This is a genomic window from Streptomyces spororaveus (assembly GCF_016755875.1).
GTDB lineage: Bacteria > Actinomycetota > Actinomycetes > Streptomycetales > Streptomycetaceae > Streptomyces > Streptomyces spororaveus.
In genome coordinates this window covers 4585796-4600413 of record NZ_BNED01000005.1, presented here as the reverse complement: position 1 = coordinate 4600413, position 14618 = coordinate 4585796, and the positions used below count along the sequence as shown (strand labels likewise).

Sequence of the window (14618 nt, the reverse complement as noted above, 5' to 3'; positions counted from 1 at the left end):
ATTTGTTTGCATCGAGATAGAACAAACATATCGGTTGGTGATCCGCGTACCCAGGGCTGCTGTCAGCTACACGCAGCTGTGAGCACTTGGCTTGATCGCCTGACGTCGCCCCATAAAGAACGTTGCCCTGTCATCGAACACTTGTAGCTTTCACTCGTCCATGATCCACGGTTGCGATGAGTAACCACTGGAACATCACGAGAAACAGGGAGCTATACATGCACAGGCGCACAAGCGTCGCCATCGCCGCCGTAACCATCCTCGGCCTCGGCAGTGTCGTAGCCCAGCAGGCCGTGGCCACACCCGTAGCGAGCCGGGCGGGTTCGTCCTTAGCCGCCGCGTCCACGGCCGAGGCCACCCAGGATGGTCGGGCCCTCTTCGAAGGCCTGGCCTTCGCCCAGGGCGACGTGGCAGCAGAGCTTGCCGAATCCGGCATGTTCGTGGACGTCGCGGCCCTCCGCGAGAAGAACAGCACCGCCGAGCAGAGGCAGGCCGTATCCGGGGTCCTGGACCGGATACAGAGGGAGCAGCCGCAGTTCTTCGGCTCCTTCTCGGTGAAGCTCCGCTCCGGCGACCCGCGACAGGTAGAAAGCGGGGTCGCCGAGGCCGGCAAGATCCTGCAGTCGCTGGCATCCTCGAAGGCGGCCAACGCCGGCGACATCGGGACCGGAACCGCTCAGTGCGCGACCGTGGTGCTCGCCGTCAACGTGCTGATCGCCGTAAACCTCGGCGGCGCGATCAACGCGGCCGTCGCCGTCAACATCCAGGCGGCGGGCAACATCGTGAACGCGCTCAACTTCTGGTCCGCGCCCGGCAACGGCGGGAGTTCCCTGACGAAGGACCAGCAGATCGCCGGGCTGACGCGGGTCCTGGCGGCCTAGGCGCGGCGCACAGCGGCGGGCCGGCCTCCAAGGCGCCTGGCGGCCGGCCCGCTGCCCTCGTCCTCCGCTCCCGCAGGCCACCAGGCTTCGCCGACCAGTCAAGGGCACCCCCTTCCCATGCGTCTCACCAACAGAATTCAGCTGCACTCCCACTCTCCCGACCATTCGGTCACAGTGCCCCGCATCTGGGTCACGGCGACCACCGCGGCCTGGGTCGTCATCTGCCTCTACGTGGCCCAGAGCTTCCTGCCGCACAACACCATCTCCCTTCCCGGGCAGGGCAAGACCCGGAAGGTGGCGACCGTGGTGGCTCCCCAGGGCTGGGCCTTCTTCACCAAGTCCGCAAAGGACCCTCAGTACGCCCCCTATCGCATGACCGGCGGTCAGTGGCACAGTGCGGCGCTCACCCCGCACTCCAGGCCGTCGAACGCCTTCGGGCTCGACCGCGCTTCCAGGTCCCAGGGCATCGAGGTAGCCCTGCTGCTCCACCAGGAGAACGTCACGTGGACCCCGTGCGCGGAAACGCGTTCGGTGACGGACTGCCTGAAGAGAGCAGCAGCCCAGGCAACGACGACGACCAACCCCTCGCCGGACCCAACCCTGTGCGGACGCGCCGCCGTGGCGGAGATGCGGCCGGTTCCCTGGGCCTGGCGTGACCTCTCCCCTGAGCCTCACACCCCCGAGCGCATCGCTGTCTGGGATGTGACGTGCCCGTGAACCAGAGACGCATCCCGCTGCCCTGGACCAACGTCTACGGCCTCGCCCGCACCCTCGTTGCCCTGGGCACCGCCGGAACCCTGGCCGCATCGAGTGCCGAAACCCTGTTCCGGCCCGTGGCCACCATCGGGAACTACCCGGCCTGCACCTCCACCACCGCAGCCAGCCTCTTCTGCCTTTCTCCGGACGACTACACGCACCTGACCTGGATCAAATGGGCGTGCGTCATCGCCCTCTTGGTCGTCGCATCGGGCTGGCGTCCCAGGCTCACCGCACTGCCTCACGCCTACATCAACTACAGCGTCTTCTCTGGCATCGCGATCGTCGACGGCGGCGACCAGATCGCCCTGATCCTCTCCGTCCTGTTCGTCCTCCCAGCCCTCGGGGACAGGCGGCGCTGGCACTGGGCACAACCTCCAGTCCGGACGCCGCAGACGCGCGCCACCCAACTACTCGCGCTCATCGGTACCGGCGGGCTGGTCATGCTGCGCCTCCAGATGATCGTCGTCTACTTCCAGGCCGCCGTCGCCAAACTGCCTCACTCCGAATGGCAGGACGGAACCGCCATGTGGTACTGGGGCACCAACCTCGACTTCGGCCCCGCCCCATGGCTTGACACGCTCATCGCACCTGTCATCGGCACCCCGCTCGGAGTGGCGCTGATGACCTGGCTCCCTCTGGTTATCGAGGGCTCCCTGGCCATCTCCCTACTGCTGCCGCAGCGCCTGCGATGGTGGGCCATGGGCGCCGGCCTCCTCTTCCACCTCTCCATCGCCCTGATGATGGGCCTGTGGAGCTTCGCCCTTGCCATGGCCGGAGGAATCCTCCTTCTGTGCCTGCCACTCGGCTCCACCATCCAGTTCCACATCACCGAACCGGCAGTCCCCACACCCTCCACGCCCGAACAAGAGGCCGAGCCGGTGCACGTCGGCGAGCAAGCCGGGGCGGCCGCACCCCCACGGCGCGGGCAGATGGACGAAACGGGACTCACACAAAGTCGGCAGTAATGCCGACAGGGAGCCGCACACGAGGGTGCGCACGCCGAAGGCTGCGTCAGCAGCTCGGGAGGCGAAGGAGAATCCCTATGGCCGAACGTCCAATCCTGCTTTTCGACGGCGACCGCGACTTCTGCACCAAAGCCGTCAACACCGCTGTGCGCCCGCTGGACACCGACGCCGACATCACCCCCTGGCAGTTCGCCGACCTGGAGACACTGGGCGTCACCGCCGAAAAGCCGACCGCGAGGTCCTGTGGATCGAGGCCGACGCTGCCGTCGTGCACGGCGGCGCGGAAGCGGTGGCCCACCTGCTGAAGCAGAGCCCGCACCGTTCCTGGCGGCTCGCGGGACAGGCCATGGCAATGCCCCCGCTCAACTGGACCGCCCGGCTCGTGTACCGGGCCGTGGCCATGAACGGCCACCGCCTCCCAGGCGCAACGGCAGCCTGCTCCCTGCCCGCCCATCTGCGGCCCGCGACCCGTGACGGCGCCTGACACCACACTCGGGCGGGCTTGGGGTCACAGCCACCAGGCCGATCACTTGGTAGCCGGTCTCGGTTCTGGTCTCATTCGCCTCCGTCCGGGGCTGTTCGGACGGGGCCGAGTTGGAAAGCGTGTTGGGGGCAACCCCTCACGAGTTCGAATCTCGTATCCTCCGCCAGTGCCTCACCGGGCACTTGAAGGCCCCGACCGGGAAACCGGCCGGGGCCTTCTGCGTGTGCCCCGGCTGCGGGGTGGCAGGGCCTGTTCTGGACCGACGCGGCCATCGCGCTCGCCTGTATCCCCGTCACGCTGAGGGGCGTCACCGAATCCAAGGATCCGGATCGCAGCCGCTCCATCGACTTCGCGGGGACCGTGCTGATCGCCACCGTGCTCGCCCCGGCGCTGCTCGCGCTCAGCGAGGGCGCACAGTGGGGGTGGACCTCGGCGCAGGTCCTGGGCTGCTTCGCGCTGGCGGCGGCGGCCGCTGTGGCGTTCGTCGCCGTGGAGCGCCGGGTGGAAGCCCCCCTCGTCGACCTGCGGTTGCTGAAAAACCGTGTGCTGATCGGAGCGACGATCGGGATCCTGCTGAGCGCGGGAGTGATCAACGGTCTGATGTACCTGGTCAGCCTCTACTTCCAGAACCCCGCCACGCTCGCGCTCAGCCCGCTGGAGGCGGGTCTGGCCACGCTGCCCGCGACGGTGGGTCTGATCGCGATCACCCCGCTCGTGCCCCGGATCGTCCAGCGGCTGGGCATCGGACCGTGATCGCCGCCGGTTTCGCGGCGGCGACGGCCGGCTGCGCGCTGCTCGTGTTCGTCCAGGGCGACTGGCGGTACGGGGCGTTCGTCCTGCCGCTCGTGCTCCTGGCCACCGGCCTGGGACTCGTCAACGGCCCCGCGAGTTCGGCGTCCACCTCGACCGTCTCCGCCGACGACGTCGGCGCGGCCTCCGGCATCTCGAACATGGCGCGGTACATCGGCGCGGCCGCGTTCACGGCGGCCGTGGCGACGGTCAACGCGACGGTGGGGGAGTCCCGGAGCTCGGCCGGGGACCCGGCGGCGGACGCGCTGGCGGCCGGCCTGTCCAGCGCGTGCCTGCTGCTCGCGATCGCGTCCGGGGTGGGCATGCTGTTGTCCGCCCTCGCGGTCCGCGCGCGCCGCCGCCGGGTCGGGCCCGGGGCGTACGGGGCGGCCGCCGCCGCGCACGCCCACACCGTCCGCGTCGGAGGCGGCGACGACCTGTGACCGGTGCGGGACCGGGCGGGCCTGACGGCCGGACGGCGCCGGACGGTCCGGCGCCGGCCGCCGTGTCCTCGTAGGTCCCCGTCCGCGGCCCCGGTCCCCGCTCCGGCCGGTCGGCACAATGGCCGGATGACGAGCGATGTGCTCCTGATACCCGCCCGGCCGACCACCACGGCCGGACTGCTCGCCGAGGCCGCCGCCCGCCGGGGGATGACCGTCCGGGCCCTCGGCCCCGGCTTCGGCGAGCTGGCCGGCCGGGCCGTGCACTGGTGCGGTGGTCCGCACGCCGCCGCGCGGGTGGCCGGCCCGCTCGGGCTGGGGCTGCTGGAACCGCCCGACCACTGGCTGACGCGCCTGCCCGAGCGGTTCACGGGCCGCCGGATCGAGCTGACCACCCTGGGCCGGGCGGCGCGGGAGCTGACCGGATCCGGGCGGCCGGCGTTCGTGAAGCCGCCGCGCGAGAAGTCCTTCCCGCCCGCCGTGTACGGGCCGGACGCGCCGCTGCCGCGGTCCCTGCCCGCCGCCACCCCCGTGCTCGTCTCCGGGGTGGTGGACTTCACCGCCGAGTACCGGTTGTTCCTGCTCGACGGGGAGATCGCCGCCGGGAGCCGGTACGCCGTCCACGGGCGCCTGGACCCCGCGCCGCTCGACGAGGATCCGCGCGGGGCCGACGTACGCGCCTTCGCGGCCTCGCTGCTCGACGCGACGGGCGCGCAGCTGCCCAGCGCCGTCACCGTCGACGTCGGCCTCCTCGGCGCGACGGGCCGGTACGCGGTGGTGGAGGCCAACATGCCGTGGTTCTCGAACAGTTACGCCGCCCGGCCCGAGGCCGTCCTGGACGTGGTCCTGCGCGCCGCCGGCCCGCTCCACCGCGTCCGCGCAGCCGACCTGCCGTTCGTGACCCCCTAGGCAGGGGGCCGGGGGCGGGGAGGCCGTCGGCCGGTCTCCCCCGCCCGCTCAGCCGTTGAAGCCGAGGGCCAGGGCCACGACCGCCGGGGCCGCGTAGATCACCGGGAAGGCGACGTGCGCGTACGACTTCGCCCGCAGCACCGTGATCACGGCTCCGGCGAAGTACAGGGCGACGCCGATCGCCGCCGCGATGCCGATGGCCGGTACGAAGACACCCACGACCAGGCCGACCGCGCCCGCCGCCTTCGCGGTGGCGAGCAGGGTCCACCACGAGCGCGGCACGCCGTACTCGACCAGGGGCTCCACGACCCACTTCGCCCCGAGGAACATCGAAGCCGCCGAGAACCCGACCATGAACGCGCCGACCAGGGCGAAAACAACAGCGGTGGTGGACATCCGAGCTCCCCTCGGGCGGGCGCCGGTGCGGACTCGCTCCGGTCTGTCTCCCGCCTGCTTCACCCCACTGACCCGCCCCGCGGCGCCGATGTGACAGGCCGCGCGAAAAAACTTCCCGCCCGCGCTCAGGGCCGGGCCCGGGTTCAGCCGAAGCTCGGCATCTCACCCACCGTTGTCGACATGTCGATCACCGCGAAAGCGGCGCCCTGCGGGTCCGTGACCGCCGCGAACCGCCCGAACGGGCTGTCCATCGGGCCGAAGTGCAGCTTCCCGCCGTGCTTCTGGGTCTTCGACACCGCCTCGTCGCAGTCCGGCACCCCGAAGTAGACCTGGATGTACGGCGGCACGTCCGGCGGGAAGTCGTCGTCCATCTTCATCCGGCCCAGCACCGGGTTCCCGCCACCGCCGACGCTGAACACCTTGAAGTCCATGCCGGCCATCTCGGGGTCCTCGCCCGGGTCCATCTGCTGGACGCCGTAGGGGAAGACCTTCGACAGGAACCCGTCCGCCTTGGCCGGGTCCCGCGTGAAGACCTCCGCCCACGCGTACGAACCCGCCTCGCCCATCTTCTCGAAGCCCTTGTGCTCCCCCGGCTGCCAGACGCCGAAGACCGCGCCGCTCGGCTCCTTCGCGATCAGCATCGTGCCGAAGGCGCCCACCTGCATCGGGCCCATCAGCACCTCGCCGCCGTTCGCCGTCACCTTCTCGGCCGTGGCCGCCGCGTCGGGCGAGGCGAAGTACAGGCACCACTGCGAGGGGGCGTCGGCCCCCGGCATCGGCGGGACCACGGCGGCGACGGCCTTGCCGTCCGAGTAGGCCTGCGTGTAGTTGCCGTACTCGCCGCTGGCCTCGCCGAAGGTCCAGCCCAGCACGTCGGCGTAGAAGGCCTTGGCCCCTTCCACGTCGGCGAACATCGCGTCCACCCAGCACGGAGCGCCCTCGGGGAACTCAGACATGATCGATCGACTCCTCGTCTCGTCTCGTACCTGTCGTCGTCGCAGACGGTCGTACTCACGCTAGGCGCGCGGTGCGGCGACCGCGCGGGGAGCGCGCCCAGGCGGGACGCTGGAGCCATGGACAAGGACATCACCATCCGGCTGGCCCAGCAGCCGGAGGCCGACGCGCTGCTCGGCCGGAGCCCGCTCGCCGCACTCGTCGGGATGCTGCTCGACCAGCAGGTGCCGATGGAGTGGGCGTTCTCGGGGCCCTGGACGATCGCCCAGCGGCTCGGCTCCGACGATCTCGACGCGCACACCATCGCCGCGTACGACCCGGAGGCCTTCGCCGCCCTGCTCTCCGAGAAGCCCGCCGTCCACCGGTACCCGGGGTCGATGGCGACGCGTGTCCAGCAGCTGTGCGCGTACCTCGTGGAGCACTACGACGGGAACGCGGAGGCGGTCTGGGCGGACGTCGCGACGGGGCAGGAGCTGCTGAAGCGCCTCAAGGCGCTGCCGGGCTTCGGGGAGCAGAAGGCGCAGATCTTCCTCGCCCTGCTGGGCAAGCGGTTCGGCGTGCGGCCGACGGGCTGGCGGGAGGCCGCGGGCGGCTACGGGCAGGCGAACGTCTACCGTTCGGCGGCCGACATCACGGGCCCGGAGTCCCTGGCCAGGGTGCGGGCCCACAAGCAGGAGATGAAGGCCGCCGCGAAGGCCGCGAAAGCCGGCAAGGCCGCGGACGGCTCCTGATCCGGGTCACCACCGGGGGCGCCCGCGCACCGCCCCCGGTCAGCTCCTGGAGCGCCGCGGAATTGACCGGCCACACGGGCCGCCGATTGACCCCTGATTCCGGTCGCTCAAGATCGTAGATTGGTGGACATGACAGAGATCGCGACCCGCGCCGCCACCGCCGAAGCCATCTACGACGGCCCCGGCAGCCTCATCACCCTGCTCACCGACACCGACGAGCTCACCTGCAACACCGCCACCTTCGACGAGGGCGCGGCGGGCGCCCCGGTGCACTTCCACACCAAGGCCACCGAGTTCTTCCACGTCACCGCCGGTCGGCTCGACATCCTCGTCGACGACGAGATCCACACCCTGGGCGCGGGCGACTTCATCGCCGTCCCGCCGGGCGTGAAGCACGCCTTCGCCCCGGCCGCCGGCCACACGGCCGCCGTGTTCGTCGGCTTCACCCCCGGCATGGGCCGCTTCGACTACTACCGGCTCCTCGGCCGGGTCAACGCGGGCGAGGCCACCGTGCAGGACATCAAGGACAGCTCGGCGACCTACGACAACCACTACGCCGAGAGCACCGTCTGGAGCGGCCGCCGCCGCAGCGCGGAGCCGTAGACCACGTCCGCGTCGAGGCGGCGCAGTTCCTCCGCGATCAGTTCTGCGCCGCTGCGGATCTTCAGGGCCACCCTGCGGTCGGGGCTCCCCGGCAGGCTCAGGGTGGCCAGCACACCCGCGGGCCGGTCCACCCGGATCTCCCCGCCCGCGGTCTGCAGGCTGACCCCGGTGATCACCGGGCCCTCGCTCGCCACCCGGGCCACCGGCACCCCCAGCCGGTCCTCCAGCCAGCGCGCCAGCAGCTCCGCGCTCGCGTTGTCGGGCTCGCTCTCCACCGCCGCGCCGGTCACCGGCAGCGGCTTCTGGTCCAGGGCCGCGGCCAGCAGCGAGCGCCACGGCGTCAGACGGGTCCAGGCCAGGTCGGTGTCCCCGGGCTGGTAGCCCGCGGCCCGCTCGTCGAGCACGCCGACCGGGTCGAAGGCGGCGGCCGCGTCCGTGATCCGGCGCTGCGCGAGCGCGCCCAGCGGGTCCCGCGCCAGGTCGGTGGGCGCGTCGGCCGGCCACCAGGCCACCACGGGCGCGTCCGGCAGGAGCAGCGGCAGGACGACCGAGCCGGCGTGCTCGGTCAGTGCCCCGTGCAGGCGCAGCAGCACGATCTCGCCGGTCCCGGCGTCGGATCCGACGCGCAGTTCGGCGTCGACGCGGTTCGCGCGGAGCTTGTGCGAGCCGCGCGAGGTCCGCCTGATCACCGCGATGATGCGGCAGGGATGCTCACGCGAGGCCTCGGAGGCCGCGCGTACGGCGTCGTACGCGTTCTCCTCGTCGGTGGCGAGGACAAGGGTCAGCACCAGCCCCATGGTCGGGCTGCCTATCGCCCGGCGTGCTTCGAGCAGGGCCCGGTTGACCTTGCTGGACGTGGTGTCGGTGAGTTCGGTCCGCATGCACCGAGTCTGTCACCGCGTCACCGGCGCCTGCGCGCCGTCCCGAAGATCGAGCGCGAGATCTCCCGGCCCAGCTGGGTCCCGATCGACCGGGCCAGCGAGCGGAACAGCCCGCTCCCCACCACCTGCTCGGCCAGCGAGGGATCCGGCTTGGGGGCGCTGCGCGCGGCCCGCGCGGCTTCCTTCTCCGCCACCCTGGCCTGTTTCTCGGCCTCGGCTTCGGCCGCGGCGGCCTCTGCCCGCGCCTCCGCGGCGGCCTGTTCGGCGCTGATCTTCTCGTACGCCGACTCGCGGTCGACCGGCTCCGCGTAGCGCGCCCAGAGCGGCGAGGACGTCACGGCCTGCTCCAGGTCGGCCGCCGCGACCGGTCCCATCAGCGACTGCGGGGCGCGCAGCCGGGTCGCCGCGACCGGGGTGGGGGCGCCCTTCTCGCTGAGCACGGTGACGACCGCCTCGCCGGTCCCCAGCTGGGTGAGCAGCTCCTCCAGGTCGTACGCGGAGTTGGGGAAGGTCCGCACCGTCGCCTTCAGCGCCTTGGCGTCGTCGGGGGTGAAGGCGCGCAGCGCGTGCTGCACCCGGTTGCCGAGCTGGGCGAGGACGTCCGCCGGCACGTCCTTGGGGGTCTGCGTCACGAAGAACACGCCGACGCCCTTGGAGCGGATGAGCCGGACCGTCTGTGTGATGGAGGCGAGGAAGGCCTTCGAGGCCCCGCTGAAGAGCAGGTGCGCCTCGTCGAAGAAGAAGACGAGCTTGGGCTTCTCCAGGTCGCCGACCTCCGGCAGGTCGTTGTAGAGGTCGGCGAGCAGCCACATCAGGAAGGTGGAGAAGAGCTGCGGCTTGTCCTGGACGGCGGGCAGTTCCAGGACGGAGACCAGGCCGCGCCCGTCCGCGGCCGTGCGGAGGAACTCGCCGGTGTCGAACTCCGGCTCGCCGAAGAACTCGGAGGCCCCCTGCTGCTCGAAGGCCGTCAGCGCCCGCAGGATCACTCCGGCGGTCACGGTGGAGAGCCCGCCGATGCCCTTGAGTTCGGGTTTGCCCTGGTCGGAGACGAGGAAGGCGACGACCGCGCGCAGATCCTTGAGGTCGACCAGCTCCAGGCCCTTGGTGTCGGCGTAGTGGAAGATCAGGCCGAGGGACTGCTCCTGCGTCTGGTTGAGCTCCAGCACCTTGGACATCAGCACCGGGCCGAAGCTGGTGACCGTGGACCGGAGCGGGATTCCGGGGCCGATGCCTCCCAGCGAGTAGAACGCGCAGGGGTATCCGGTGGGCTCCCACGACTGGGCCACGTCGCGGGCCCGTTCGTCGATCCTGTCGCCCGCCGTACCGGGCACCGAGATTCCCGAGATGTCGCCCTTGATGTCCGCGAGGAAGACGGGGACACCGCTCGCCGACAGCTGCTCGGCGATGAGCTGGAGCGTCTTGGTCTTGCCGGTACCGGTGGCTCCGGCGACCAGTCCGTGGCGGTTGAGCATCGCCAGGGGGATGCGGATCTGACGGTCGGGCAGGCAGTCGCCGTCCCAGAGGAGTGCCCCGAGGTCGAGCGCGGGTCCGGTGAAGGCGTACCCGGCGGCGATCAGGCCGGCCGGGTCCGCCGGGTCCGTCTTGTCCGCCGGAACCGCGGGGTCGGTGCTCTCGCTCATGCGTGACTCCCCAAATAGCGCTGTTCGCCACTTTTGCACCACCGTCACGAGGCTGCGCCCGCACGCACCGGCCCGGTAGGCTTTCCGTGTGATCTTCAAGCGCATCGGAAGCGGACGGCCCTACCCCGACCACGGCAGGGAAACCACCCGGCAGTGGGCGGACGTCGCGCCGCGCCCGGTCCGGCTCGACCAGCTCGTGACGACCAAGGGCCAGCTGGACCTCGAAACGCTGCTCGCCGAGGACTCCACCTTCTACGGCGACCTGTTCGCGCACGTCGTGAAGTGGCGGGGCGACCTCTACCTGGAGGACGGGCTGCACCGCGCCGTGCGCGCCGCCCTCCAGCAGCGCCAGGTGCTGCACGCGCGCGTCCTCGAAATGGACTGACGACTTCGCCTGTATTGCGCCTTTCGGGTCACCATTGACCTATCAGCAGATCATTTAGTAGGCATCGACACCGGGTCGCACTACGCTGCGCCCATGAGCATGCTCACTCCCCCCGGCATGGGCGGAAAGTACCGCGTCACGGGAGCCGCCTACCCCCGTATGAGCCGTAAGCGGAGCCGTCCTCGGATCGTCCTCGCCGTACTCGGCTCGATCCTTGCGCTGGCCCTGGTCGGCTACGGGGCCCTGCAGCTCATCGACGTGTTCCGGGGCGACAGCCCCAAGCGGAACACGGCTGCGGGTGCCAAGGACTGCCCGACGACGCCTCCCGGTACCGCCGCCAAGGGCGGCCCGGCCGCCGCCTCCACCGCCTCGGCCGCCGCCAAACCGGCGGTCGTGCTCCCCCCGCCCGGGGAGATCACGGTCAACGTCTACAACGCGACCCCGCGGGCGGGTCTGGCCAAGGCCGTCGGTGACGAGCTGGCCAAACGCGGCTTCGTGATCGGGAACGTGGGCAACGCCCCGGCCACCTTCGACAAGAAGGTCCCCGGCACGGGGATACTGCTGGGCTCCCCGGCGACCGACAAGGCGGTCTTCGCCGTCCTCGGCACACAGCTCGCCGGCGCCACCCAGCAGACCGACACGCGCGAGAGCGCGGACGTCGACCTGATCCTGGGCGACGCCTTCAAGGAGCTGAGTACGAAGGAGGACGCGGACAGGGCGCTGGCCCTCCTGGCCAACCCCGTGCCCGCGCCCAAGAACTGCTGACGCGCCGGACGCGTCCGGCGTTCCGGACGCTTCCGACGCTCCGGGCGCCCCGGACGCTCCAGGCGCGCACCGCGCACCACCGCGCGGGACGCGCCGGACCGCCGTACGGCGCTACTCCGCCGAGCCGTACATCCGGTCGCCCGCGTCACCCAGGCCCGGCACGATGTAGCCGTGCTCGTTGAGCCGCTCGTCCACCGCGGCCGTCACCACCGTCACCGGCGTGCCCGCCAGCTCGCGCTCCATGATCTCGACGCCCTCGGGCGCGGCCAGCAGCACCACGGCCGTGACGTCGTCGGCGCCGCGCTTGATCAGCTCCTGGATCGCCGCGACCAGCGTGCCGCCGGTGGCGAGCATCGGGTCGACGACGTAGACCTGGCGGCCCGAGAGGTCCTCCGGCATGCGCGTCGCGTACGTGGAGGCCTCCAGGGTCTCCTCGTTGCGGACCATGCCCAGGAAGCCCACCTCGGCGGTCGGCAGCAGCCGCACCATGCCGTCGAGCATGCCGAGGCCGGCCCGCAGGATCGGGACGACCAGCGGGCGCGGGTGCGAGAGCTTCACGCCGGTGGTCGGGGCGACGGGGGTCTCGATGTCGGCCTGCTCCGTGCGCACGTCCCGGGTGGCCTCGTAGGCGAGCAGGGTCACCAGCTCGTCGGCGAGCCGCCGGAAGGTGGCGGAGTCGGTGCGCTTGTCGCGCAGGGTGGTGAGTTTGTGCGCCACCAAGGGGTGATCGACGACCTGCAAACGCACAACATCCTCCAAAACTCAGCCTGCGACCTGCAAAAACGGTCGCACGACGCGACCTGCACCCAAAAGGCTACGCGCTGACGCGGCCCCTTCGCGTCCGAAGCGGCGGCCGCGCCCGCCGCTTCCCTGCGGATGCGACCCGCGTGGACGCCCAGCAGGCTGGACGGATGAGCAACACACCGGTGATCGCGGCCGTCGACGGTTCGGAACACAGCCTGAGGGCCCTGGAGTGGGCGCGGGCCGAGGCCGTCCGGCACGACTGCGGGCTGCTCGTCGCCCATGTACTGCCCGACCACGCCCAGTTGTACGCCGGGCGCCGGGCCTCCCTGCACGACGCCTCCGAACCGGAGGACATCCCCGACCCCGTACGCGAGTGGGTCCGGGCCCTGCTCGGCGGCGGACCCGGCTCGGGCTCGGGCTCCGGAGCAGGCCCCGGCTCGGGCTCGGGCTCCGGCTTCGACCCCGGCGCCGGGCTGCCCGCCGGGGTCACGTACGAGGCTCTGGAGGGCTCGGTGCCCGAGGCGCTGCGGGTGATCGGCTCCCGGTCCCGGATGCTGGTGATGGGCTCCCGGGGCCGCGGCGGCTTCGCCAGCCTGCTGCTCGGCTCCAGCAGCCGGGCCGTGGCCAGTACGGCCGCCTGCCCGGTCGTGGTGGTCCCGCACGCGGAGCGCGGCGCCCGCCCCGACGCCGACGCCGAGCTGTCGGCCGGGCGGGTGGTGGTCGGACTGCACGCCGCCGAGACGCCCGACGACGTACTGACCTTCGCGTTCACCGAAGCCGCCGTGCGGGGGACCACCGTCCAGGTGGTCTCCGCGTACGCCATCCCGCCCTCGCCGAACCTGGTGATCGACAGCCCCTTCGCGGTGATCCCGCCGGAGGGGCTGGCCGACGAGGGGGACGGCGTACCGGCCGAACGGGAGATGCTGCGCTCCCAGACGGAGCGGCTGGCCCCGCTGCGCGAGCGCTTTCCGGACGTCCCCGTCGAGCAGGCCGCGGTACCCGGGGACCCGGCCGGCCGGCTGGTCATCGCCTCCCGGGCGGCGGCGCTGATCGTGGTGGGCCGCCACCACCCGCGCCGCACCGCCATGTCCCTGGCGATCGGCTCGGTGGCCCATGCCGTGCTCCACCACGCGCACGGCCCGGTCGCCGTGGTCCCGACCCTCAAGGACGACGCCTGACCTGCGACGGGGTGGCATCAAACGCTCCGTCCGGGGGAAGGTGGGTGCAAGGGGGGACGACCGACCAGCCAGGTGGTGGCCGATGTCCGACAGGCAGCCCGACGACGAGGTGCCGGAGACCGCGGCGCAGCGCCGCGCACGCCGCGCGCAGTTCCTGCGCGACCTGATGGAGGCGCGCGAGCTGCGCGATCGCGTCCAGCCCCGCCGCGCCCGTGCGGCCCGTATGCGCCAGCAGATGCGCATGCGCACCTTCCGCTGGTGATCCGGCGCCGGCACCGGCCCGGCACGCCGCGACACGTCCGGGCCGCACCACCCGCCCCACACCCCTCCCTACGGCCCCGCCGCCCCCGCGCCGCAACCCCGCACGGCCCCTGCCGGTGCACGGCGCGGCACGACGCAAGCGCGGAAGACCTCTCGCAAAGCCGCTGTTTCTGCCACGATGCCGATTGGGCGGGGTACGGGCGGCGAGCAGCACAGCCGTTCTGCCCCATCCTCCGGCCGGGGGGACCTCCAACCGGCACGCCTAAGACCAGTGGGAGAGTCACGGTGTATTTCGCCGCACTGCTCGCGCGCACCGAAGACGGGTGGGAAGCGAGCGACATGGAACTCGACGACGTCGAGTCCCTCAGTGATCTGATCGATCTCGCCCGGTCCGCCGCTGTCGACGACGACACGGTGGTCGCCCTCATCGAGCAGGAGGACGCCTGGTTCGGCGTCGTCCGCGTGGACGGCGAGGAGGACCCGCGGTACTTCGTATCGAACGCCTCCGCGGCCGCCCGCAGCTCCTACGGCTCGATGCTGACCAAAGAGCTGCTGGGCAGCGACGAGGAGGACGACGAACTCGACGACCTGGACCTGGACGGCACCGAGGACGGCGAGGAGGATGCCGTCGCCGCGTTCACGGACGAGGACGCCGACGAGGACGAGGTGGGCGGGACCGGTGCGGAACCGGTACCGGCCGGTCCGCTCGGCGACCCCGGGCTGCTGGACGATCTCGGGGTGACCAACAAACAACTGATGACCCTCGACGGGGACGCCCTCTCGGAGATCGCCGACTCCCTCGGCGCCACCGAGGTCCTGGAGGCCGTCCGCTAGTGCTCCCCGCGAACACCCC

At 71.6% G+C, this 14618-nt stretch carries 20 protein-coding genes; 15 read left to right on the top strand and 5 right to left on the bottom strand.

Annotated features, from left to right (window positions below; translation table 11 throughout):
- Positions 1-218: 218 nt before the first annotated feature.
- The 8 genes from Sspor_RS23115 to Sspor_RS23085 all read left to right on the top strand — a co-directional run bounded on the left by Sspor_RS23115 (position 219) and on the right by Sspor_RS23085 (position 5227).
- Positions 219-881, top strand: a complete 663-nt coding sequence (locus tag Sspor_RS23115) for a sporulation delaying protein family toxin (protein WP_202200842.1) — start codon at positions 219-221, stop codon at positions 879-881.
- A gap of 174 nt (positions 882-1055) precedes the next feature.
- The gene (locus Sspor_RS23110; protein WP_237403986.1) at positions 1056-1598 is read left to right on the top strand and encodes an SdpA family antimicrobial peptide system protein; all 543 of its coding nucleotides are present in this window, start codon (positions 1056-1058) and stop codon (positions 1596-1598) included.
- On the top strand, positions 1595-2605 hold the full coding sequence (locus tag Sspor_RS23105; protein WP_202200840.1) for a sporulation-delaying protein SdpB family protein: 1011 nt from the start codon (positions 1595-1597) through the stop codon (positions 2603-2605). The genes Sspor_RS23110 and Sspor_RS23105 overlap by 4 nt, the downstream gene beginning before the upstream one ends.
- 77 nt (positions 2606-2682) lie before the next feature.
- A complete protein-coding gene (locus tag Sspor_RS41340) occupies positions 2683-2910 on the top strand; it encodes a thiol-disulfide oxidoreductase DCC family protein (RefSeq protein ID WP_308295927.1) in 228 nt (75 codons plus the stop codon).
- The gene (locus Sspor_RS41590; protein ID WP_323187622.1) at positions 2847-3089 is read left to right on the top strand and encodes a thiol-disulfide oxidoreductase DCC family protein; all 243 of its coding nucleotides are present in this window, start codon (positions 2847-2849) and stop codon (positions 3087-3089) included. The genes Sspor_RS41340 and Sspor_RS41590 overlap by 64 nt, the downstream gene beginning before the upstream one ends.
- Positions 3090-3449: 360 nt before the next feature.
- Positions 3450-3842, top strand: coding sequence for a hypothetical protein (locus Sspor_RS23095; RefSeq protein ID WP_202200839.1), 393 nt, complete (start codon positions 3450-3452; stop codon positions 3840-3842).
- A complete protein-coding gene (locus tag Sspor_RS23090) occupies positions 3839-4321 on the top strand; it encodes an MFS transporter (RefSeq protein ID WP_202200838.1) in 483 nt (160 codons plus the stop codon). Before Sspor_RS23095 ends, Sspor_RS23090 begins: the two co-directional genes overlap by 4 nt.
- Before the next feature lie 126 nt (positions 4322-4447).
- Positions 4448-5227 (top strand): ATP-grasp domain-containing protein, encoded by a 780-nt coding sequence (locus Sspor_RS23085; RefSeq protein ID WP_202200837.1) that lies wholly within the window; start codon positions 4448-4450, stop codon positions 5225-5227.
- A gap of 48 nt (positions 5228-5275) precedes the next feature.
- Here Sspor_RS23085 and Sspor_RS23080 read toward each other — a convergent pair whose 3' ends face one another.
- Both Sspor_RS23080 and Sspor_RS23075 read right to left on the bottom strand, forming a co-directional pair.
- Positions 5276-5623, bottom strand: coding sequence for a DoxX family protein (locus Sspor_RS23080; protein WP_202200836.1), 348 nt, complete (start codon positions 5621-5623; stop codon positions 5276-5278).
- A gap of 143 nt (positions 5624-5766) precedes the next feature.
- Positions 5767-6579 (bottom strand): VOC family protein, encoded by an 813-nt coding sequence (locus Sspor_RS23075; protein WP_202200835.1) that lies wholly within the window; start codon positions 6577-6579, stop codon positions 5767-5769.
- A 117-nt stretch (positions 6580-6696) separates the two neighbouring features.
- On the opposite strand from Sspor_RS23075, the gene Sspor_RS23070 reads away from it, so the two are divergent.
- Both Sspor_RS23070 and Sspor_RS23065 read left to right on the top strand, forming a co-directional pair.
- Positions 6697-7308 (top strand): HhH-GPD-type base excision DNA repair protein, encoded by a 612-nt coding sequence (locus Sspor_RS23070; protein WP_202200834.1) that lies wholly within the window; start codon positions 6697-6699, stop codon positions 7306-7308.
- A 129-nt stretch (positions 7309-7437) separates the two neighbouring features.
- Complete coding sequence (locus tag Sspor_RS23065; protein WP_202200833.1) at positions 7438-7911, top strand: cupin domain-containing protein; 474 nt, start codon at positions 7438-7440, stop codon at positions 7909-7911.
- On the opposite strand, the gene opcA is transcribed toward Sspor_RS23065, so the two are convergent.
- Both opcA and Sspor_RS23055 read right to left on the bottom strand, forming a co-directional pair.
- On the bottom strand, positions 7860-8792 hold the full coding sequence (gene opcA, locus Sspor_RS23060) for a glucose-6-phosphate dehydrogenase assembly protein OpcA (protein WP_202200832.1): 933 nt from the start codon (positions 8790-8792) through the stop codon (positions 7860-7862). The two genes, Sspor_RS23065 and opcA, sit on opposite strands and share 52 nt — an antisense overlap.
- Positions 8793-8812: 20 nt before the next feature.
- The gene (locus tag Sspor_RS23055) at positions 8813-10432 is read right to left on the bottom strand and encodes a helicase HerA-like domain-containing protein (protein WP_202200831.1); all 1620 of its coding nucleotides are present in this window, start codon (positions 10430-10432) and stop codon (positions 8813-8815) included.
- 88 nt (positions 10433-10520) lie between these two features.
- On the opposite strand from Sspor_RS23055, the gene Sspor_RS23050 reads away from it, so the two are divergent.
- A complete protein-coding gene (locus Sspor_RS23050; RefSeq protein WP_030010424.1) occupies positions 10521-10817 on the top strand; it encodes a type II toxin-antitoxin system VapB family antitoxin in 297 nt (98 codons plus the stop codon).
- Positions 10818-10910: 93 nt separating this feature from the next.
- Positions 10911-11582, top strand: a complete 672-nt coding sequence (locus Sspor_RS23045) for a LytR C-terminal domain-containing protein (protein WP_237403985.1) — start codon at positions 10911-10913, stop codon at positions 11580-11582.
- Positions 11583-11693: 111 nt separating this feature from the next.
- Here the strand turns inward: Sspor_RS23045 and upp are convergent, their stop codons facing one another.
- On the bottom strand, positions 11694-12329 hold the full coding sequence (gene upp, locus Sspor_RS23040; RefSeq protein ID WP_030010426.1) for a uracil phosphoribosyltransferase: 636 nt from the start codon (positions 12327-12329) through the stop codon (positions 11694-11696).
- 164 nt (positions 12330-12493) lie between these two features.
- On the opposite strand from upp, the gene Sspor_RS23035 reads away from it, so the two are divergent.
- The 3 genes from Sspor_RS23035 to Sspor_RS23025 all read left to right on the top strand — a co-directional run bounded on the left by Sspor_RS23035 (position 12494) and on the right by Sspor_RS23025 (position 14599).
- Positions 12494-13504, top strand: a complete 1011-nt coding sequence (locus Sspor_RS23035) for a universal stress protein (RefSeq protein ID WP_237403984.1) — start codon at positions 12494-12496, stop codon at positions 13502-13504.
- 82 nt (positions 13505-13586) lie between these two features.
- A complete protein-coding gene (locus tag Sspor_RS23030; protein ID WP_202200830.1) occupies positions 13587-13766 on the top strand; it encodes a hypothetical protein in 180 nt (59 codons plus the stop codon).
- Between the two features lie 284 nt (positions 13767-14050).
- Complete coding sequence (locus Sspor_RS23025) at positions 14051-14599, top strand: tRNA adenosine deaminase-associated protein (protein WP_202200829.1); 549 nt, start codon at positions 14051-14053, stop codon at positions 14597-14599.
- Positions 14600-14618: the final 19 nt, after the last annotated feature.

What these genes read in the sequence shown, in the direction of transcription:
- Sspor_RS23115 (WP_202200842.1), top strand. Translation starts at nt 219, where the DNA reads ATGCACAGGCGCACAAGCGTCGCCATCGCCGCCGTAACCATCCTCGGC.
- Sspor_RS41340 (WP_308295927.1), top strand. Translation starts at nt 2,683, where the DNA reads ATGGCCGAACGTCCAATCCTGCTTTTCGACGGCGACCGCGACTTCTGC.
- Sspor_RS23085 (WP_202200837.1), top strand. Translation starts at nt 4,448, where the DNA reads ATGACGAGCGATGTGCTCCTGATACCCGCCCGGCCGACCACCACGGCC.
- Sspor_RS23080 (WP_202200836.1), bottom strand. Translation starts at nt 5,623, where the DNA reads ATGTCCACCACCGCTGTTGTTTTCGCCCTGGTCGGCGCGTTCATGGTC.
- Sspor_RS23075 (WP_202200835.1), bottom strand. Translation starts at nt 6,579, where the DNA reads ATGTCTGAGTTCCCCGAGGGCGCTCCGTGCTGGGTGGACGCGATGTTC.
- Sspor_RS23070 (WP_202200834.1), top strand. Translation starts at nt 6,697, where the DNA reads ATGGACAAGGACATCACCATCCGGCTGGCCCAGCAGCCGGAGGCCGAC.
- Sspor_RS23065 (WP_202200833.1), top strand. Translation starts at nt 7,438, where the DNA reads ATGACAGAGATCGCGACCCGCGCCGCCACCGCCGAAGCCATCTACGAC.
- opcA (WP_202200832.1), bottom strand. Translation starts at nt 8,792, where the DNA reads ATGCGGACCGAACTCACCGACACCACGTCCAGCAAGGTCAACCGGGCC.
- Sspor_RS23055 (WP_202200831.1), bottom strand. Translation starts at nt 10,432, where the DNA reads ATGAGCGAGAGCACCGACCCCGCGGTTCCGGCGGACAAGACGGACCCG.
- Sspor_RS23045 (WP_237403985.1), top strand. Translation starts at nt 10,911, where the DNA reads ATGAGCATGCTCACTCCCCCCGGCATGGGCGGAAAGTACCGCGTCACG.
- Sspor_RS23035 (WP_237403984.1), top strand. Translation starts at nt 12,494, where the DNA reads ATGAGCAACACACCGGTGATCGCGGCCGTCGACGGTTCGGAACACAGC.
- Sspor_RS23030 (WP_202200830.1), top strand. Translation starts at nt 13,587, where the DNA reads ATGTCCGACAGGCAGCCCGACGACGAGGTGCCGGAGACCGCGGCGCAG.